This is a genomic window from Rhizobium sp. BIGb0125 (assembly GCF_024810055.1).
Lineage (GTDB): Bacteria > Pseudomonadota > Alphaproteobacteria > Rhizobiales > Rhizobiaceae > Agrobacterium.
Window position 1 is genome coordinate 144,443 of record NZ_JANUDV010000002.1, and the last position, 19,410, is coordinate 163,852.

Consider the following 19,410-nt stretch of genomic DNA (forward strand, 5'->3'; position numbering starts at 1 on the left):
CTTGTCACAGGGACCCAGTCATCCCAAGTCTTTGGGATGAAAAGACCCTTTCCGCCGCGCAGACGCGCGGCGACTGGATGCCTGTGACAAGCACAAGGCATGAGGAAAACCAGCGTCCTCAAAAAGCCTGGGTTCGTGACGCCGCCTTGAAGTGATCCCGCAGCGTTTCGGTTTCATATTCGTGGCGATAGAGGCCACGCTTTCGCAGAATTGGCACCAGCTCATCTGCTATAACCGGCAGGCCATCGATCAGCCGATCCGGCTGCAGGTTAAAGCCATCGATGGCGCCGGCATGGAACCAGTCCTCAATGTGGTCGGCCAGCTGTTCGGGCGTGCCGACAAACCCGGCATGGCCCGACCCGGTGTAACGGGTTTGCTTGAGATATTCACGCACCGTCGGGTTGGTTTTACGGATTTGCGTGATGATGGATTCACGAAAACCGATGCTGCCAAGGAAGGTCTTGGCGTCCTTGATCGGACCCAGAACTTCATCGGGAAACGGCTCGTCCAGGTCAAGTTTCGAGGCATCGTAACCGATGGCCTGCGATAGCCAGCCCACTGAATAGGATGCCGGACCGGCGTCATGGATTTCATCGCTACGACGACGCGCCTCCTCTTCCGTGCTGCCGAGGCTCAGCAACAGACCCGGCAGAATTTTCACATCGTCCGGCGATCGGCCATTGTCGCGGGCAAATCCCTTGACCAGACGATAATGCTCGATGGCCTGCGCCTTGGTCAGTTCTGCGGCAAACACACCTTCCGCGATGCGGCCTGCCAGTGTGCGGCCCTGCGGCGAGCCACCGGCCTGAAAGATGATTGGCTGGCCCTGTTTGGATGGTGGCACACGCAGGCGCCCGGAAATATCGAAGAACTCGCCGTGGTGATCAATGTCGCGCCCGTCAGCCGCAGACGCCCACAGCGCCCGAACGACGTCGACAAATTCGCCGGCCCGCTCATAGCGGTCATCACGGGCTGGAATGTCTGAAATGCCGAAGTTGCGGGCCGCCGGTACACCACGGGTTGTCACGACATTCCATGCCGCACGTCCACCCGTCTGGTGGTCCCAGGACAAAAAGCGCTCGGCCAGTTCAAACGGATCGTTGAAGGTTGAAGAGGCCGTTGCCACCAGACCGACACGAGAGGTCGCGGCCGCCACATGCCCCCAGTTGACCGACGGTTCCAGCCGTACCGGATTGGCATCATAGGCCGGGTCACCGAGCAGCGGACCGTCTGCCAGAAACAGCGCGTCCAGCGTGCCACGCTCTGCGGTCTTGCCAATATTTTCCCAATAGGCTGGATCAATGAAGGCATCCTTTTCCAGCAATGGGGTTTTCCACGCCGCCGGAAGATATCCGAGAACCAGCACGTTGATGCCGAGCAGGACGTGGCCAGATCGTTTGTTTGTCATCTGAAATGTCTCCAATACCGTCTACAGAGAGACGTGAGGTTTTGGCGCCGGAAACGCGGGGCGCACCGTCGATGGCAGCGGTCGTGGCGCCGAAAGGTTGAGGGCGTCTCGCAGCGAACCGCCAAGCGCGGTTGGTGCAAAACCATCCGCCAGCCAGCGCTCGGCGACATCCAGCAACTCCCGCACCGATTGCTCGTTGCCTGCTTTCAACACCACACCGGACACAGCTTCGGTGGGAGGCGTCTCTCCCAGGGAAACGACAGGCACGGTACCTGCGCCACCCAGCACCAGCTCAATCGGGCTATCCTCTCCCGTCGGCGGTGCATCCGCTTTCGTGTGGCCATACCAGGCGATGACGGAGGCACCGGTTTGTGGTTCCGGCGCGTTGAGCGGCCCGGCAATCGAAAAACTGTTGGCGATATCGACATGCACGATACGATCGGACTGTACGAGAATGCCGCTATCGCGATCACCGATGATGGAATCATGCGGCCAGCTTTGCTCCAGAGCCCGCACGGCAACGGCTGTGTCATAGGCTGTCTTTGCATTCAACTGTGCGCCACCGCCAAGCCCTGCCCCGCCCCATGCCGGCGCATCTTTTGGACCCTCCGGCGCATAGGCATCGCGAATGCCGACAAGCAGACCACTGCGCCCACGGGAGAGATGGGCAAGAGACGCGACACGACGTGCCAGATTATAGGGGTGGTCACGTTGTGGCGCGGCGGCAATCAGGAAACGGCCATTTTCGGTCGCGCCTGCCAGTGTGGCACCGGCAGCACTGCTGACCAGGGTGACGGATGCAGGTTCGCTGCCGTCAATGCGGTCGATGCCAAGCACCGTGAATGCAACGGGCAAGGCATCCCAACGCGATAGCAGTTCACGGCTGCCGGTCAGTTCAAGCAAATGCGGCCCGGCAAGTGCAAGGGCGAGATAGGGTTTCGTCATTGCGCCGCTCCTCAGTTGCCCTGCCCGCCACGACCAAGCCGCGCGATGCTCGACACCGGGGACTTGTCGTTGACCAGATAGTCACCGAGGATGCGCGCCTTGTAGGCAACCGGATTATGCGACGCCAGAGTACGGGCATTGCGCCAGTGGCGGTCAAGCGCGGTTTCCTCCGATGTTGCCGATGCACCAAGCGCGTTGAACACATGGGTGGCAGCATAAAGCGTGCTCTCGACGATGGCGATCTGCGCCTGCGCAACAGCCACTTCGCCTGCCGTTGCGCGCTGGTCACGCAATTCGACATTGCCCACCGCATGGGCGGCGGCAATCAGGTCAAGCGAACTGGCGGCACGGCGAAGTGCCGCTTCGGTCGTAAAGGCCCGCACCGACACCTCACCAATAACCTGCAGCAACTGCGCATCCTGTGCGGGCACTGGATCAAGACCCTGCGGGTAATTGCGGCCGCGGGATTTGAGCGCCTTGATACCATCGCGCAGCACAGCACGGGTAATGCCGGTCAGAACGGCCAACAGCGCCGTCTGGTAAAAATGCCCTTGATAGACAACACGTTCGCTGGCCGGAAAGACATCCCCCTCATGCGCCACGACATCCTTGTAAACCGCACTGCCGCTGGCCGTCGTGCGCTGGCCAAAACCAGGCCAGTCATCCGTCAGTTCAACGCCAGGCTGGTGGCGGTTGACGAGTGTGGTGATCAGCGTGCCTTCGGCATCCTTGCCGATGACATCCAGCCAGTCGGCATAAAGGCTGCCGGTGGCATAAAACTTTGCGCCGGATACCCGGTAATGGTCATCGGTTTTGGTGACCGTGGTCTTGATGGTGGCGTAAGTGCCGTTATTGGCTTCCGTCCAGCCGCCACCGACAAATTCACGGTCGCGGAAACGCTTCAGCCAACGCTCATTGGCGGCGGATGGCCGTGCATTGAGGCGGTCTTCGACAAAGGCCAGATGGTTGCGCCAGATATGGGCGACATTGGCGTCTGCTTCTGCCAGCAGGGCCAGCAGGTAAAACACCTGTTCCAGCGAGGCGCCAAAACCGCCAAACTCCATTGGCACACGCACCAGAGCGAAATCGGCATCCTTCAGCCACTGCACCTGTTCAAAAGGAAAGGTGCGGTTGCGCTCACGCTCAATACTGCCTTCGGCAATACGGTCAAACACCGGCTGGAAGCGCTCGACAAGCGTCTCTTCTCGGGCAGTTGCGGGGCGCAAATAGGTGCGGGAAAGCGTTGCATCCACTGCGGTCATGTCATTCTCCTTCATGATGGCGCAACATCAGGAAAAGATGCTGCGCAAATGTCTGTTGTGCTGGCGACGGGCCTTGAAGGCCCACCGGCATACTTGTCGGGTTTGAGCGGCACGGGCTGCCATCAGGGCGTCGAACAGGGCTGGCCAGGTCACGCAGCGTCACGCCGGATCACGCCATTGCGCGACCAGATCAACGGTCAGGGTGCACACCACGAAGACGGATGCGGCAAAGATCGTCGTACCGATAACCAGCGGGAAATCGCCATCCAGCGCAGCTGTGATCGCCATGCGCCCAATGCCGTCGAGGCCGAAGATCGTTTCGGTGACGATGGCGCCACCCATGATGACGGCAAGCTCGAGCCCACCCAGCGTGATGATCGGATTAAGGGCTGCCTTCAACGCGTGCGACAGGTAGATCCTGCTTTCGCTCAAGCCCTTGGCACGGGCGGTGCGGATGTAATCCTGGCCGAGCACGTCGAGCATGCCTGCCCTGACGATGCGCTGGAAAATGCCGATTTCGGCGATCGCCAGCGTTGCCCATGGCAGGATAAGGTGCCTTGCCCATTCCAGCGGATTTTCCGTCAACGGCACGTAACCACTGCTCGGAAACCAGCCGTAGCCGTGGTTGGTCAGCTGGTAGAAAAAGAAATAGGAAATCAGGATGCCGCTCAGAAAGGTTGGAATGGACAGGCCTACATAGGCAAAAAAGGCCAGCATATGGTCGATGAAGCGGCCATGCCACCGGGCGGCGACAACGCCTGAAATGATCGATATCGTCATCCAGATGACCAGCGCACCCAGTGCCAGCGAGATCGTCACCGGCGCCTTGGCCAGAATGAGGTCTGTAACCGGTGCCTGTTTACGAAAGGAAAATCCAAGCGCCGGTGGCCAGTGCATCAGCCCCATCGGCGCGCCCTGAATGTCCGGCCCGCGGAACAGGTAATACCACAGCTGATCATACCATGGTTCATTGAGACGCAGTGCCCGGGCCACGCCGTCTATTGTTTCCTGCGTGGCGTTGCGCGGTGCCAGCATGGCGGCCGGATTACGGTAGGCAATACGGGTGATGAAAAACGACAGGATCAGCACGATGACGAGTGTCGAGGCGGACCGAAGCACGGTGGAAAGAAGGTTTCTGGTCATGGATTACAAACGCCTTTGATGCGGATCGAGCACAGTTCTGAGCCCGGAACTCATTGTATTGAAGCCGACCACGGTGAGAAAAAGGGCAAGTGCGGGGCCGGCCAGAAACCAGGGCTGGTCCTGATAAAGCGAGGTGCGCTGCGCCTCGGCAATCATGTTGCCCCAGCTTGGCATCGGCGCCTGAATACCAACCCCGAGAAAGGACAGCGTCGCTTCGGCCACGATGTTGGCCGGAAGCTGCACAGCCCAATAGACCAGCAGGGTCGGCAGGATGTTGGGCAGGATATCGAGACAGATGATACGGGCTTTTGAAGCGCCAGAAACCAGCGACGCCTCAATCATCGGGCTGGAGCGCAGTTCCAGAACGATGCCACGTGTCAGGCGGGCAAAGTAGGTCCAGGAAAACAGCGCAATGACCAGGATAACGACAATCACAGGCGATATTACCGGCATGCCCTGCTCGCCCCTGTTCAAAGACAGCAGGCTGAGCGCCGTGACGACAAACGGAAACGACATGGCGACATCGATGGCCTGACTGACGATCCGGTCGACACGACCGGCGAGAAAACCACTGATCATGCCAATCAACGTTCCGATGATCATCGCTGCCGTGGTGGCGGGAATGCCGACCAGCAGTGAAATCTGCGCGCCGTAAAGCGTGCGCACAAACACATCACGACCGTTGCCATCTGCCCCCAGCGGAAAGGCCCAGGATGGCCCAACCGGCAGGCCCATCTCATCCAGCGCCACATCCGGAAACAGGTCGGTCGGGCCATGCCCGGTCAGATAGGCGGCCAGAGGCGCCAGGACGGCCGCCACCAGCACGGCAAAGACGATAATCGCGCCAATCCGCACGCTGCGTTCACGCCACAAGACAGCGGCAAATTCCGGCAACCAGTGACGGCGCGGTGCCGCTTCGATAACATCAACCGACATAGGACACGGCCTTCACCACGGTATTGACGGGTAGCCGTTTGCCGCCAGGCATCGAGGCCAGCAAACGCTTTGTGTAGGCGTGCTCTGCCCGCTCGAAGATACGCCTTGTCGGGCCGGCCTCGACGATATGCCCCTTCTCCAGCACGATGACGCGGTCGCACAATTCACCGACCACACCGAGATCGTGCGAAATGAACAGGAAGGAAATTCCCAGCCGGTCGCGCAACCGGCGCAGCAGTTCGACGATCTTGGCCTGTGTGGTGATATCGAGCGCCGACACCGGCTCATCCGCCACAACAAGCGACGGGCGCGAGGCAATTGCCCGTGCAATGGCCACCCGTTGCCGCTGACCGCCTGAGAGCTGTGAAGGGAAACGCGTGGCAATGGCCTCCGGCAGCTCCACCTCTGCAAGCAACTGGCGGACCTGGTGGCGCAGGCGCGTGCGGTCCCGCTCACCGGCAATCACGAAACTGTCGCCAAGAATGGCTTCAACGCTTCGCCTGGGGTTGAGGCTGGCGTAAGGGTCCTGAAAAACCACCTGAATGTCGCGGCGCGCTGCACCAGTCAGTGTGGTCGGGCGCCCGGCCCTTGCGTAATTGACGCCGGACAGCGCGATAGAGCCATCATCGGGCCGGTCAAGACCGGCAATCAGCCGACCGATGGTTGATTTTCCCGACCCGGACTCACCGACCAGTCCGAGAATTTCGCCCTTAGCGATCGAAAACGTCACGTCCTCCAGCACCGGCTGGCCTGCAACGAAGGAACGGCTGAGACCGTCCACATTAAGCAGCGACTGGGCGGAGCTGACGGCCGGTGGCTGCGTATAATTTCTGGGACCGTCCAGCCGCGCCGCACTCAACAATTCGCGCGTATAGGCATGTTTCGGTGTTGTATAGATCGCATCGGCAGCGGCACGTTCGACCACAAGACCGTCCCGCATCACCACAACATCATCGGCGATATCGGACACGACAGCCAGATCATGGCTGACGAAGACCAGTGCGGTACCGTGCCTCTCCTGCAGACGTCGCAGCAGATCAAGGATGGATGCCTGAACAGTGACGTCGAGCGCTGTGGTCGGCTCATCGGCGATGATCAGGCCGGGGTTCAGTGCAATGGCAATGGCAATCATCACGCGCTGGCGCATACCGCCCGAGAGATGGCGCGGATAATCATCCAGCCGCTTTTCCGGGTTTGAAATTTCAACGTCGTGGAGAAGCGCGAGAACACGCTCGCGCTTCTCCTTTTTGCCGATGGAGCGATGAGCCGATATCGCCTCACCGATCTGGTCGCCAATCGTCTTGAGTGGATGAAGGTTGCTTAGCGGGTCCTGAAAGATAAAGCCGATCTCGGCCCCTCTTATCTTCCGTAACGCCGTCGGTGACGCGCCCAGTATCTCCCGCCCCCGGTAGAGGACACTGCCGCGAACCTTTGCCGAGGCTGGCAGCAGACCAGCTGCCCCCAGCAGGCTGGCACTCTTGCCCGATCCGGACTCACCGACGATTGCCAGCGTCCTTCCCGCTTCGACATCAAATGATACGCCTCTGACAGCCTCGACGGTGCCAAAACGAACCTGCAAATCGTGAACGGAAAAGACGCTCATCGGACTAGTTCTTCACTGCAATGTTGGTGATGTCGGCCTGAACAGCCAGCGACGACCATGCCCAGTGGGTGATGCGATCAGAGGTGATCGCGATCTTGCGCTTTTCAAACAGCGGGATCCACGGAATGTCGGCGGAGACGATCTTGTCAGCCTTGGTCCAGATCGGACTTGGATTGTCAGACGGGAATGCCTCGGCTGCCAGCTTGTTGAGTTCGGCATTGCTGTAGCAGATCGAGTTGACGTTGCCCGTGCCGCATGGCGAGGCATCCGAGTTCAACCAACCGCCGAGAAGCATACGGGTGCTTGGACCCTGCCAATCTGGCGCAAACTGGCCACCAAGCGAGATGTCCCATCTGCTTTTGGCATCCTGAATGAAGGCGTACCACTGGGTCGGTGGAACAGGGATCAGGTTCAACTCGATACCGGCCGCAGCCACATCTTCCTTCACCGCAACGGCAATCGCCTCAAACTGGGCTGTGGTGCGGTAGATGGCATCAAACTTCACGCCATTGGGATAACCAGCCTTGGCAAGCAATTCCTTGGCCTTTGCCGCGTCACCCTTGTTGCCTTCGGTTGGATAAGGATCAAACGCCTCATAACCGAGAATTGTCGAGGTGATGATCTGCGACAGCGGCACGGCGGCAATCGGGCCACCCTGAACCTGCACGAGGTGGGCGCGGTTGACGGCATAGGTCAGCGCCTGGCGCACTTCCGGCTTTCTCAACGCATTGGCACCGTCGCTCTGTGCTTCCGGGCGAGCATTAAAGGTGATGAAGTTGGCCGCGCCGCTGTTGGACGAATGCAGCTGTTCCGCCTTCTGGGTCTGGAAACGTCTGATCGCGGTTCTTGGCGGCGTGTCGAGATAAAGCGAAAGATCCGCCTCACCTGCCTCAATCTTCTGGACGATGCTGTCTTCGCTATTGGCAGTAAAATCAACGACGATCTCATCGACATAGGCTTTGCGGGCCTCGTCACTTTCCGGCTTGAAGTTCTTGGCCTTTTTCAAAACCAGCTTCTGGCCGTCCTGATAGCTATCAACGTAATAAGGACCGCTGGACGGGAAGTTCTTGCGGAACTCGGCTGAGTCAGGGAAATATTTCGACGCGACTTCCGGTGGCAGTGGCGACACGAAGTTCATCGAGAGAATGTTGAGGAAGTCGTAGTTCTTGGAATCCGACTTGATGACCAGCGTCTTGTCGTCAGGGGCGCTGACGCCAGAGATTTCGTGGGCGTCGATGAAGGCCTTGGTTGCAGCGAGATCACCGGTCGGAACCTTGGCAAATTCTTCGCAATAGGCCTTGAAGCCCGAGATCGCCAGGTTGAAGTAGTTGATGGCGGCAACCTGCTTGTTCGGATCACAGAAGCGCTTGATATTGTAGACGAAATCGCCGGCTACAATCTTGCGGTCAATCGGGCCGGAAAAGAAGACGTCGTCTTTCAGATGAAAGGTGTAGGTCTTGCCTTCATCAGACACGTCCCAGGACTTGGCAAGGTCCGGCACCAGCTTTGTATCGTCCTTGATGTCGGTGGATGCGCCGGGATAGGTGACCAGCTGGCGGGTAACAGCACGCAGGATTTCCCAGGAATCCGTGCTGTAACCGGTCAGCGGATCAAACGCATCGAGATCCGCCTGCAGGGAAGCAATGCGCAGCGTACCGCCATATTGCGGCTCACTTGCCAGCGCCTGTCCTCCAAGCGCAACGATAATGGCAAGGCTCGACGCAACACGTCCCAGTGCTGAGCGGTGAGAATGAGATTTCATCGGAATAACCTTAATTGATAATGTCTATAATATTTATAGATTTTAGGCATTCCGAGAATGTTGCAAACTTCCAAACTTCTCAGCTCAGGGGGAAATATCTGCCTGCTTAAGAAGCAATCTGCGGAATAGACTTCCGCCCTGCCCGTTCTGCAGCCAGTACGCATGCCTCGAATCTGCGGATCATCAGATGATGAAAATCATGCCGGCTCGGAGCCCGGCGATAGAAGATTTTCATTTATCGGCAAAAATTTAGAACAGACATGCCGCGCCTTCCGCTCGTTTATGTAGCATATCTATAAAAATTATAGAAATTGAGGATTCTGGAAGAATGGCACGCAGCTGGAGATCATTTACGCTTGGTTTAACCGGGGCACTTGTCGGCGCCGCATTATCGTCGGTAGCCTTTGCAGCTGAAAGTGGAGGAACACTGAACCTGATCGTCCAGCCGGAGCCCATCTCGCTCAATCCCGGCATCAACCGCCTGGGTCCGGCGACCTTTGTCGGCAACAAGATCTACGATTCGCTGCTTGGTTATTCGGCCAAGGAGATTGCCCCTGTTCCGCGGCTGGCGGAAAGCTGGGAGATTTCCGCCGATGGCAAGACCTATACGTTCAAGCTGCGCCCCGGCGTTACCTGGCATGATGGTGAGCCCTTCACATCAAAGGATGTCGCCTTCAGCATCGGCGATTTCCTGCCAATACAGCATGCACGCTCAAAAGATCTCAGCGCCCAGATCGACCACATCGAAACGCCTGACGATCTGACTGTCGTCTTTACCCTCAAGGCACCCTACCCGGCCTTCCTCTGGTCGCTCAACGTGGCAATCGTTCCGGCTCATAAATATGTCGGCGTTACCGATCTGCGCACCGCGCCTGCAAATTCCGAATTTATCGGCACCGGCCCGTTCAAGTTCTCAGAGTGGAAAAAAGGCAGCATCATCCGCCTGGTTCGCAACGACAAATATTGGGATGCGGGCAAACCCTATCTTGATGAAATAGACTTCCAGATCGTGCCGGATGCCAATTCCCGCGCCATTGCATTTGAAACCGGACAGGTCGATGTACTTCGCTCTGGTGACGTCGAAAACTTCGACATTCCCCGCCTCTCGGCGCTTGAGGGTGTTGCCGTCAATGAGGGGGGCTGGGAGTTTCTGCAGCCAATCGGTTACGTGCACATCAACAACCGCAATCCGGTTCTTGCCAACCAGAAAGTTCGTCAGGCCATCACCCAGGCGATTGATCGCGACTTCATCATCAACACCATCTTTGCGGGTTACGGCAAGCCGATCAACGGACCGTTCTCCAGCCTGTCGGCCTACAAGGACACAAGCGTCGAGACGACCTATTCTTATGATCCGGAAAAGGCCGCCGCTTTGCTGGATGAGGCAGGATACAAGGCTGGTGCCGACGGTACACGTTTCACCCTGAAGCTGGTGCCTCTGCCCTATGGTGAATTGTGGTCGCGGCAGGCGGAATATCTGCGCGAGGCACTGGGTGCCGTTGGCATCAAGGTGGATATCCAGTCCGTTGATGTTGCAGGTTGGTTCAAGCGCCTGACCACTTTCGATTACGACATTGCCCAGAACTTCGTTTACACCACCGCCGATCCGGGCATTGGCATTTCCTACGGCTACAAGACCGTCAAGGGTGACAACGCCGGCAGCACCGGCGGTAACATCAACGGTTATTCCAATCCGGAAGTGGATGCTTTGCTCGATCAAGGTGCGCACGAGCAGGATGACGCAAAGCGCAAAGAAATCTACTCCAAGGTCCAGAAGATCCTGTCGCAGGATGTACCAATGGTTTGGACCCACGACATTGTCTTCCCGACGCTTTATCGCGACAAGGTTCAGGACCTCATCACCACGGCGCTCGGCACCGATGACAATTTCGCCAATGTCTGGCTGAAGAAGTAATGGCTGCAACGCAAAACACGGCGCAGGGGCACCACCCTGCACTCGGAGGCCGGTCGGCACTTGCCGCCTACGCCATTGGGCTGCGGCTTTCCAAGGCGCTGTTGACACTGCTGTTCGTGGTCATCGGCAGTTTCCTGCTGCTGCGTCTGGCGCCAGGTGATCCGGCGCTCATTCTGGCCGGCGACCAGGGTGGCAGTGACCCGGCCTTTGTCGAAGACCTGCGCCGTCACCTCGGACTGGATGGGCCGGTCTATCTGCAGCTGTGGAAATATCTGCAGAGTGTCGCGACATTCGATTTTGGCCTGTCCTACCGTGACCAGCGACCGGTGATTGACATCGTGCTGGAAAAAGTTCCGGCAACGCTTGTTCTGACGATCAGCGGTTTTCTGTTCTCGGTCGTTCTCGGCGTGACACTGGGTGCCCTTGCAGCCAGAAAACCGGGTTCGGCGCTGGATGGCGTCATCACCACGATATCGGTGGCGTTTTTTGCCATGCCGATGTTCTGGGTCGGCCTTGTCTTCATCATCATCTTTGCCGTCAAACTCGGCTGGCTGCCATCCTACGGCATGGAAACACCCGCCATCGCCTCTCAAGGCGGATGGCCAGCCTTTGTCAATCGTCTGGCCCATATGGTGCTGCCGGTGCTGACGCTTGGCCTTTTCCATATGTCGATCCACGCCCGGGTGTCGCGCACCGCACTGCTTCAGGTGGCCGGCATGGATTTCATTCGCACTGCGCGGGCCAAGGGTCTGTCGCCGTGGCGCATCTGGCGTGACCATCTGCTGCGAAACGCCCTGCTTCCGACGATTACCATTGCCGCCTTGCAGGCTGGCCAGCTGATTGGCGGTTCGATCCTTGTCGAGACGGTTTTTGCATGGCCGGGCATTGGCCGGCTGGCCTTCAACGCGCTGACCACCCGTGACTACAATGTGCTTCTTGCCGTGTTCATCGTGTCGTCCTTTGGGGTGATCCTTGCCAATCTGATTGCCGATGCCGCCTACCGACTGATTGACCCGCGCCTAGACCGGGAGGGAACGGTATGAACTTTTGGCCAAACCATCCCCTGCTCAGACCGCCTGTGATCTTCGGCTTTGTGGTGCTGGCCGCACTGGCATTTCTGGTGATTTTTGCAGACCTGATCTACCCCGGTGATCCATGGCGTATGGTCGCCCGGCCAAACCTGCCGCCCCTCTCGCCTGGTTTCCCCGCAGGTACCGACATGCTGGGACGTGACCTGACCGCCGGTCTTGTGCATGGCAGCCGGGCAACGCTGGCCGTGGCTGTCAGTGTCGTGGCGTTTGCCGTCAGCCTTGGTGTGACGCTTGGGCTGCTGGCCGGTTATTTTGGTGAAATTGCCGACGAGCTGATCATTCGTATCACCGAGTTTTTCCAGACGATCCCCGGTTTCTTGCTGACGATCATGATCGTTGCCATTCTCTCGCCAACCCGCTGGACTGTGGTGTTTGCAATCGCGCTCATCTCATGGCCGCCCATCGTCCGCATTGTGCGGGCCGAAGTGTTGTCGATACGGCGTCTCGACTGGGTACGAGCGGCGCGGGTCAGTGGCCTGTCGCATCTGCGTATCGCCATTTTGCATGTGCTGCCAAATGTGCTGCCACAGGTGGTGGTGCAGGCCTCACTGCTGATTGCAGGCGCTGTGATGATTGAATCCGGCATCAGCTTTCTTGGGCTTGGCAGCCGCGATTCCGTGTCCTGGGGTTTTCTGCTGGCCTCTGGCCGTACCTCGTTCAGCGTCAACTGGTGGCTTTCCACCCTGCCGGGGTTGGCAATTTTCCTCACCGTGCTGGCCTTTAATCTGGTTGGTGACGGGCTGGAGCGCTGGCTGGACCCCAAACATGCCGGGAGGCATCAGCCATGAGCCAGAAACACCCCCCGCTTGTTGCCATAGACAGGCTCAACATCGCCCTCCCCAAGGGCGCAGACCGATCACTTGCGGTTTCCAATGCAACGGTGTCGATTGAACGCGGCGAAGTGCTGTGCATCGTGGGTGAAAGCGGTTCAGGTAAATCGGTTCTCGCCTCTGCCATTGCCGGCCTGTTACCCGGCAACACATTGAAGATTACAGGCGGTGCCCTGTCCTTTGATGGGCAAGACGTTCTGTCTCTCAATGACGTGCAGCTGCGCAAACTGCGTGGCGCCCGCATTGGCTATATTTTTCAGGAGCCGATGACCGCCCTCAACCCGCTGTTGACGGTTGGTCGTCAGGTGGCGGAAACACTTGAAGCCCATGGCTTTCCGGCACCGAAAGACAAGATCGCCGCACTGTTTGCGGCCATGAAACTGCCGGAGCCCGACAAGATCGGCCAGCGATATCCGCATGAACTGTCCGGCGGGCAGCGGCAGCGCGTGGCGATTGCCATGGCCATTGCCTGCGAACCGGAACTACTGATCGCCGATGAGCCGACCACGGCACTGGATGTTACCACCCAGTCCGAGATCCTCAGGCTGATCCTTGATCTGCGTGAAAAGCGCGGCCTTGCGGTGCTGTTCATCACCCACGACTTTGGGGTGGTTGCCGACATTGCCGACCGTATCGTGGTGATGCAAAACGGCGAAATCGTTGAGGCTGGCAGTGCGGCCGATCTGTTGGCGCATCCACAGCACCCCTATACGCGCCGGTTGCTGGCAGCTGTGCCTGACCTTGATGACAAAAGACATCGCCCACCGGTCAATGGTTCGGTGCTGCTTCAGCTTGACGGTATCCGCAAGACCCATGCCGCCCCGCGTCGTCTGCTACGCGCAGCACGTGAACCGGTGGCAGCGCTTGGTGGCGTTGACCTGCTGCTGCGAGAAGGTGAGACGCTTGCTCTGGTCGGGGAAAGCGGTTCCGGCAAATCAACGCTCGGTCAGGTGATTACCGGGCTTATCGAACGGGATGCTGGCACCTTCCGGTTTGCCGGAGAGGACATCGTCAACGCCAAAGACCTGTTTACGCGTGAGCGGCGGCCGCTGGTGCAGATGGTGTTTCAGGATCCTCAGTCCTCGCTCAACCCTCGCCACAGCATTCGCCGTATCCTGACGGAGGCTGTTCTGCATTTCGGGGCAAGCAAGAATGATGCAGAAGCACGGATGAACGAGCTTTTGCAGCGCGTGGGCATCGATGTGCGGGCAGCCGACCGCAAGCCGCACGCCTTTTCCGGCGGCCAGCGCCAGCGTATCGCACTGGCGCGCGCCTTGATGTTGCAGCCCAAACTGCTGGTGGCCGATGAACCGGTCTCGGCACTTGATGTTTCGGTGCAGGCGCAGGTTCTGACGTTGCTGACTGAACTGCAAAAGGACTTTGGCCTGTCGATGCTGTTCATCACCCACGACCTGCGCGTTGCCGCCTCGATTGCCGATCGGATTGCGGTGATGCAGCGCGGCCAGATTGTCGAGGTTGCTCCCGCCGACGCGCTCATTCGCGCGCCAAAATCAGACTATGCCCGCGCCCTCATCGCCGCCGTACCCGGCCGGCGTGAACAGGCAAACCACCGGGTTCCTTCCTTCACACAACGAGACTTCGCATGACACATAACAGCATTTCATCAAGACGGAAGCGACCTTCATCCGTCGCTTCGGAGACCCGGTCATGAGTGGCAAAATTCATCTTCACTGGTATCTGCCAACCAATGGCGATAGCCGCGGACTGACCGGTTCGGGCAATGACAGCCACCTTATCGACTTTGCCGGCGGTTACCGCGCCCCCACCCTCGCCTATCTTGGTGAGGTCGCACGGGCAGCAGAAGCCCAGCCCTTTCACGCTGTGCTGACCCCAACCGGCACATGGTGCGAAGACGCATGGATTGCCACCGCAGCCCTGTCTGCCGAGACAAAACGGCTGAAATTTCTGGTGGCCTTTCGCCCCGGTCTGATTTCGCCAACTCTGGTTGCGCATCAGGCCGCTACCTTCCAGCGGGTGACGCAGGGCCGTTTGCTGCTCAACGTGGTGACCGGCGGCGACCGTTTTGAACAGGCGCGGTTTGGCGACCACCTTGACCACGATGCACGCTACGAGCGGACGGCCGAGTTCATTCAGGTGCTGCGCGGCGTCTCCGACGAGAGCGCCCAAGAGCCGTTTTCCTTCAAGGGCAAACATTACGATATCCGCGAAGCGCGCATCAATGCGGCACCTTACGGGCTGCCGCAGATCTTCTTCGGTGGCGCAAGCGGCGCAGCAACCGAGGTCGCCACCTCGCATTCCGACGTTTATCTGGTCTGGGGACGCCAGCCGGAACTTGAGGCCGACAACATCAAGAAGCTGAAGGCACAGGCGGCGGCGAAGGGTCGCGACCTCAAATTTGGCATTCGCCTGCATGTGATTTCCCGCGACACCGAGGATGAGGCGTGGGCGGTGGCCGACAAGCTGCTCGGTTGGGTTTCCCCTGATCAGGTGGCAAACGCCAAAAGCCTTGCGGCAAAATCGGAATCCGTCGGCCAAAGCCATATGACGGCGCTGCATGCTGAACGGGATGGTCTGCCAAAGTCAGCCCGTGAACTGCAAATCCACCCCGGTGTGTGGTCCGGATACGGCCTCGTGCGCGGTGGCGCAGGAACCGCGCTGGTCGGCAGCCATGAACAGGTCGCGGACCTGATCGAGACCTACCACAAGGCAGGGTTTGATCATTTCATCTTCTCCGGCCAACCGCATCTGGAAGAAGCATGGCATTTCGGTGAAGGCGCTGCCGCCCGCCTGAAATCCCGTGGTCTTCTGGCACCGGTGTCGTGATGTAGAGACTGGTGTCCTGCCCTGACAGGACACAAAAGACGGCTGCGCATTGATACTGCAGTGCGCGTGCTTTGCTGCTTTCAATTTTCGGGATATCCCACATGACTGAACAGACCCGCCCCATAGAGGTTCGCGCCCTTACCAGCACGCAAGAAAAGCGACAGGCCTTTGCCCAGTTTCGTCAAGCCATGCTTGGCATTGGCGACATTGGTCACGCCGATGCGAAGGCCGAAACCGCCTATCTGGAAAGCGGTTCACCGCTCGGTGGATTTATCGACGGTGAACTACAGGGGGTGGTCAATGGTTATGGCGGTACTGTTGCCCTACCCGGCGGCAATTACGTCAGTCACCTTGCGGTGACGCATGTTGGTGTCGCGCCGACCCAGACACGCAACGGCATTGCCCGTAAGCTGTTAAGCGAGCAGTTAAAGCGCGCCCATGCCGAGGGTTATGTGGTGGCGGGCCTGCGTGCATCGGACGCCCGTATTTATGGACGTTACGGATATGGCGTCGCCTCCTGGGCGGTACGGCAGGATGTTGACCTTGCCAATGGCGGGCGACCACCGTCAGAGCGGCGCAAGGATTTGCGCGTGGTTGATGCCTATGAGAGTTTTGATCTGTTCCGGAGGGTTGCCGCTGCAGCGCCCTTGCCACGTTCTGCCAGCCTGCAACGCTGGGACGGCTGGTGGAAAATTCAGGAGTTTCGCACCCGCCATGGGTCCACCCCGCATCATGCCGTGGTGGTTGGCGCTGAAGGGGCGGAACGCGGTTATATCCGTTTCCATATTCAGGCAACGGACAACTGGTTTACCTCAACGCAGCGCACGGCCATTGTCGATGATCTGATCGCTCATGATGACGATGCCTGGCGGGCGCTACTCGGCCATGTGTTGTCGCAGGATATTCTGCACAAGGTCATTTTACCGTCACGTCCCGTCGATGATCCATTGCCGCGACTGGTTGAAAATCTGCGCGCCGTGCAGACGTCGGAACTACGCGATGAAAGCTGGATACGCCCACTCGATCTGCAGAAGCTGCTGAACGCCCGTTCTTACGACAGCAACGCCCGTGTGGTGATAAAGGTCACCGATCCGCTGATCGCAGACAATAATGGCGTATGGACGGTTGGCGCAGATGGCGCAGCAAAGTCGAGTGAGACACCAAAGATCGGCCTGCCAATCGACACGTTGACGGAACTGGTGTTTGGCGCATCCCCGGCCTGGTTACTAGCTGCGTCCGGTCGCCTGCGCGGCGACCGCGCGGATATCGACGCACTCGACAGGGTCTTTGCGACCGAACAGAAGCCACATTCGGGCATCTCATTCTGAGGGAATGCAGCAGAAAATGCGCGGGTGCTGAATCAGTTTTCTTCGATCAGCTTTCCTCGGGCATGGCATAGACCTCGAAAGGTTCGCCGAGACCGCGCAGCATGAAACTGCCAAGCGGCTTCAATTCTTTCCAGTGACCGGATTTTTTCGCAAACTCCTTGGAGAACAGCACAGAGTGGCCGACTTCCTTGGTCAGGCTTTCCAGCCGCGATGCGATGTTGACCGCCGGGCCGATGGCTGTGAAATCGAGCCGTCGCTTAGAGCCGATATTGCCATACATCACGTCCCCGACATGCACGCCAACGCCGTAACGCAGATTAGGCTTGTCGCGCCGCTGGTTTTCGGCATTCAGACGTTCCATGCCCTTCTGGCCTTCGCGGATGGCCTCCAGCAGATTGTGGCAGGCATTTTCATTGTCCATCGGGAAAACAGCAAGCAGACCATCGCCCATGAATTTGAGAATTTCGCCACCGTGATTTTCAACCGGCTCGGAAAGTGCATCGAAATAGCCGTTCAGCATTTCAATCACATCATCGCGTGGCCAGAGATCTGAGATTTCGGTAAAGCCACGAAGGTCGCAGATCATGATGGCGGCGCTCATGGTAGCACCGGACCCTCTGGTGATTGCACCTGCCAAAATCTGTTCACTGGCGTGAGGGCCGACATAAGTCTCCAAGAAAGTCCGCGCCATGATGTTCTTGACGCGGATTTCCGTCACCATTGACAACACCGGCAGAAGGTCTTTCAGGAAGACGATATGTTCAGGCGAAAAACCACCCTCCTGTTTGGTGGCAAAAGTCACCACATGGCGTTTTCCACGGGTGTGGATCACCGGCCAGGCAACGTAATCGGTAATGCCCTGCTGCTTCAGCTCATGATAAAAATCGTGCCAGCCACCATTCTCAATCTCTTTGTCCAGCTTCTTGCGAAGCTCGTCGGCACCATCGAGGATTTCGTTGACCGGGCTTTTGATGTACTGGCCGCTGCGCAGCATATCACGGCCAAACATGTCGATCTGGACTTCGTCAAAGCCCGTTTCCCACAAAAGGCGCGCACCCAACCATTCCGGATGGTGGGTTCTGAAATGCATGGACGAGCGGGCCAGTGGAAGGCCGTAGGCGGCAATGCGCTCACACAGGCCTTTCAGCAAATGGTCAATAAAGGGCTCCTGGCTGGTTCCGTTGATCAGCCAGTCAAGAATATCGTTCGGGGTGGTAGGCCAAGGCGCAAGGGGCTTAGCCTGCGCAGCCTGTTCAGTGATATCCAAGGAATGCTCCATTTGCTCAGCTGGCTTTTGAAAAAACCCAGCCATTCTCCCGCGCATCCTCCCCACACGCTACGGGGTGAAGATAGGAACGAATTTCGCCACCAACAAGGACAGAAAGAAAATGGCGGCCTAATTATTCGCTGGCGAAGCAAAAATATCGCACCGGCAGCCAAAACGGCGAAACGCCCCCTATGTTGCCATAGAGGGCGTTTCTGAAATTTCAGTTGATGATATCAACCACTTAGGCGGCGCGACCGACCTTTGCCATGCGTATCTGTACCAGCGTGTCGAGGTTCTGGTTGACGCGGCAATAGAACTCTTCATCGATGAAAGGTCGCAGCATGAAATCGTTGCCGCCGGCCTTCAGGAAGCGTGCCGACAAAAGACGGTTGGTCGATGACGACACACCGATGACACGCAATTCATGCGAACCGCGCATGGTGCGAATGCGGCGTGTCAGTTCAAAACCGTCAATGTCAGGCATGTTGTAATCGGTCACGACAAGACCGATATCCGGGTTGTCCTTGAGGATCTGCAGCGCCTTGGCACCGCTTTCAGCCAGGCTGACGCGGAAGTTATAACGCTTCAAACGGCTGGACAGTAGCGCACGCGCGGTTGGGCTATCGTCCACGATCAGAACGTGATGGCGGCTGTTGGTCAGGAAACGGCAAACCGATTCCGTCAGCATATCCACGGCAAACACGTTGTCCTTGATGATGTAGTCAACCACATCCTTGGCAATCAGCTTTTCGCGGGTCGCCTCATGGAACGTGCTGGTGAACACGATGGTCGGCACGGAAAGATCGATCAGATATTCCAGCGCCTCGCCGTTTTCAGCGCCCGGCAGATTGATGTTGGAAATCGCCAAATCAATCGGACCATCTGCGGCATCATAAGCTTCCTGCAACTCTTCGAAGTTGCGGCAAATGGTAACCTGTACACCCAACATATCCATCAGGCGTGTGCTGACCAGCTGGGTAAAGACGTTGGTGTCTTCGGCAAGAATGATGCGTTGCGCAGAAAACGGTACACCGGAATATTGCATCCCGGTAATTCCTAAAAAGTTCATGACACCCCCGGTTGTGGACAAAGCCCCTCTGCGCCGGACTGTAACC

The 19,410-nt window shown here is 58.3% G+C and carries 15 protein-coding genes; 6 read left to right on the top strand and 9 right to left on the bottom strand.

Annotation, left to right across the window (positions count from 1 at the left end; genetic code table 11):
* Positions 1–118: 118 nt before the first annotated feature.
* The 7 genes from M2418_RS04725 to M2418_RS04755 all read right to left on the bottom strand — a co-directional run bounded on the left by M2418_RS04725 (position 119) and on the right by M2418_RS04755 (position 9,059).
* The gene (locus M2418_RS04725) at positions 119–1,408 is read right to left on the bottom strand and encodes an NtaA/DmoA family FMN-dependent monooxygenase (RefSeq protein WP_259145065.1); all 1,290 of its coding nucleotides are present in this window, start codon (positions 1,406–1,408) and stop codon (positions 119–121) included.
* Between the two features lie 21 nt (positions 1,409–1,429).
* Entirely contained in the window at positions 1,430–2,353 is a 924-nt protein-coding gene (locus tag M2418_RS04730) for a hypothetical protein (protein ID WP_259145067.1), read from the bottom strand.
* An 11-nt stretch (positions 2,354–2,364) separates the two neighbouring features.
* Complete coding sequence (locus M2418_RS04735) at positions 2,365–3,615, bottom strand: acyl-CoA dehydrogenase family protein (RefSeq protein ID WP_259145070.1); 1,251 nt, start codon at positions 3,613–3,615, stop codon at positions 2,365–2,367.
* A 159-nt stretch (positions 3,616–3,774) separates the two neighbouring features.
* On the bottom strand, positions 3,775–4,758 hold the full coding sequence (locus M2418_RS04740; protein ID WP_259145072.1) for an ABC transporter permease: 984 nt from the start codon (positions 4,756–4,758) through the stop codon (positions 3,775–3,777).
* A gap of 3 nt (positions 4,759–4,761) precedes the next feature.
* Positions 4,762–5,694, bottom strand: coding sequence for an ABC transporter permease (locus M2418_RS04745; protein ID WP_259145074.1), 933 nt, complete (start codon positions 5,692–5,694; stop codon positions 4,762–4,764).
* Complete coding sequence (locus M2418_RS04750; RefSeq protein WP_259145076.1) at positions 5,684–7,297, bottom strand: ABC transporter ATP-binding protein; 1,614 nt, start codon at positions 7,295–7,297, stop codon at positions 5,684–5,686. Before M2418_RS04750 ends, M2418_RS04745 begins: the two co-directional genes overlap by 11 nt.
* A 4-nt stretch (positions 7,298–7,301) precedes the next feature.
* Positions 7,302–9,059, bottom strand: coding sequence for an ABC transporter substrate-binding protein (locus M2418_RS04755; RefSeq protein ID WP_259145077.1), 1,758 nt, complete (start codon positions 9,057–9,059; stop codon positions 7,302–7,304).
* A gap of 328 nt (positions 9,060–9,387) precedes the next feature.
* On the opposite strand from M2418_RS04755, the gene M2418_RS04760 reads away from it, so the two are divergent.
* The 6 genes from M2418_RS04760 (at position 9,388) to M2418_RS04785 (ending at position 17,028) form a co-directional block, all read left to right on the top strand.
* On the top strand, positions 9,388–10,974 hold the full coding sequence (locus M2418_RS04760) for an ABC transporter substrate-binding protein (RefSeq protein WP_259145078.1): 1,587 nt from the start codon (positions 9,388–9,390) through the stop codon (positions 10,972–10,974).
* Positions 10,974–12,017: an ABC transporter permease gene (locus M2418_RS04765; protein WP_259145079.1), complete on the top strand. Its 1,044-nt coding sequence runs from the start codon at positions 10,974–10,976 to the stop codon at positions 12,015–12,017. The genes M2418_RS04760 and M2418_RS04765 overlap by 1 nt, the downstream gene beginning before the upstream one ends.
* Positions 12,014–12,853 carry an ABC transporter permease gene (locus tag M2418_RS04770; protein ID WP_192487634.1) on the top strand — a complete coding sequence of 280 codons (840 nt, stop codon included), beginning with the start codon at positions 12,014–12,016 and terminating at the stop codon, positions 12,851–12,853. Before M2418_RS04765 ends, M2418_RS04770 begins: the two co-directional genes overlap by 4 nt.
* Positions 12,850–14,502, top strand: a complete 1,653-nt coding sequence (locus M2418_RS04775; protein ID WP_259145087.1) for an ABC transporter ATP-binding protein — start codon at positions 12,850–12,852, stop codon at positions 14,500–14,502. The genes M2418_RS04770 and M2418_RS04775 overlap by 4 nt, the downstream gene beginning before the upstream one ends.
* 61 nt (positions 14,503–14,563) lie before the next feature.
* Positions 14,564–15,700, top strand: coding sequence for an LLM class flavin-dependent oxidoreductase (locus M2418_RS04780; RefSeq protein WP_250982744.1), 1,137 nt, complete (start codon positions 14,564–14,566; stop codon positions 15,698–15,700).
* A 101-nt stretch (positions 15,701–15,801) separates the two neighbouring features.
* The gene (locus M2418_RS04785; protein WP_259145088.1) at positions 15,802–17,028 is read left to right on the top strand and encodes a GNAT family N-acetyltransferase; all 1,227 of its coding nucleotides are present in this window, start codon (positions 15,802–15,804) and stop codon (positions 17,026–17,028) included.
* Between the two features lie 46 nt (positions 17,029–17,074).
* Here M2418_RS04785 and M2418_RS04790 read toward each other — a convergent pair whose 3' ends face one another.
* Positions 17,075–18,307, bottom strand: coding sequence for an adenylate/guanylate cyclase domain-containing protein (locus M2418_RS04790; protein ID WP_405049388.1), 1,233 nt, complete (start codon positions 18,305–18,307; stop codon positions 17,075–17,077).
* 229 nt (positions 18,308–18,536) lie between these two features.
* A complete protein-coding gene (locus M2418_RS04795; RefSeq protein WP_192487629.1) occupies positions 18,537–19,364 on the bottom strand; it encodes a response regulator in 828 nt (275 codons plus the stop codon).
* Positions 19,365–19,410 lie beyond the last annotated feature (46 nt).

Bases quoted from the DNA above. Each gene is read 5' to 3' on its own strand.
- M2418_RS04755 (WP_259145077.1), bottom strand. From the start codon at position 9,059: ATGAAATCTCATTCTCACCGCTCAGCACTGGGACGTGTTGCGTCGAGC.
- M2418_RS04740 (WP_259145072.1), bottom strand. From the start codon at position 4,758: ATGACCAGAAACCTTCTTTCCACCGTGCTTCGGTCCGCCTCGACACTC.
- M2418_RS04795 (WP_192487629.1), bottom strand. From the start codon at position 19,364: ATGAACTTTTTAGGAATTACCGGGATGCAATATTCCGGTGTACCGTTT.
- M2418_RS04760 (WP_259145078.1), top strand. From the start codon at position 9,388: ATGGCACGCAGCTGGAGATCATTTACGCTTGGTTTAACCGGGGCACTT.
- M2418_RS04785 (WP_259145088.1), top strand. From the start codon at position 15,802: ATGACTGAACAGACCCGCCCCATAGAGGTTCGCGCCCTTACCAGCACG.
- M2418_RS04775 (WP_259145087.1), top strand. From the start codon at position 12,850: ATGAGCCAGAAACACCCCCCGCTTGTTGCCATAGACAGGCTCAACATC.
- M2418_RS04735 (WP_259145070.1), bottom strand. From the start codon at position 3,615: ATGACCGCAGTGGATGCAACGCTTTCCCGCACCTATTTGCGCCCCGCA.
- M2418_RS04765 (WP_259145079.1), top strand. From the start codon at position 10,974: ATGGCTGCAACGCAAAACACGGCGCAGGGGCACCACCCTGCACTCGGA.
- M2418_RS04790 (WP_405049388.1), bottom strand. From the start codon at position 18,307: ATGGAGCATTCCTTGGATATCACTGAACAGGCTGCGCAGGCTAAGCCC.
- M2418_RS04780 (WP_250982744.1), top strand. From the start codon at position 14,564: ATGAGTGGCAAAATTCATCTTCACTGGTATCTGCCAACCAATGGCGAT.
- M2418_RS04725 (WP_259145065.1), bottom strand. From the start codon at position 1,408: ATGACAAACAAACGATCTGGCCACGTCCTGCTCGGCATCAACGTGCTG.
- M2418_RS04750 (WP_259145076.1), bottom strand. From the start codon at position 7,297: ATGAGCGTCTTTTCCGTTCACGATTTGCAGGTTCGTTTTGGCACCGTC.
- M2418_RS04730 (WP_259145067.1), bottom strand. From the start codon at position 2,353: ATGACGAAACCCTATCTCGCCCTTGCACTTGCCGGGCCGCATTTGCTT.
- M2418_RS04745 (WP_259145074.1), bottom strand. From the start codon at position 5,694: ATGTCGGTTGATGTTATCGAAGCGGCACCGCGCCGTCACTGGTTGCCG.
- M2418_RS04770 (WP_192487634.1), top strand. From the start codon at position 12,014: ATGAACTTTTGGCCAAACCATCCCCTGCTCAGACCGCCTGTGATCTTC.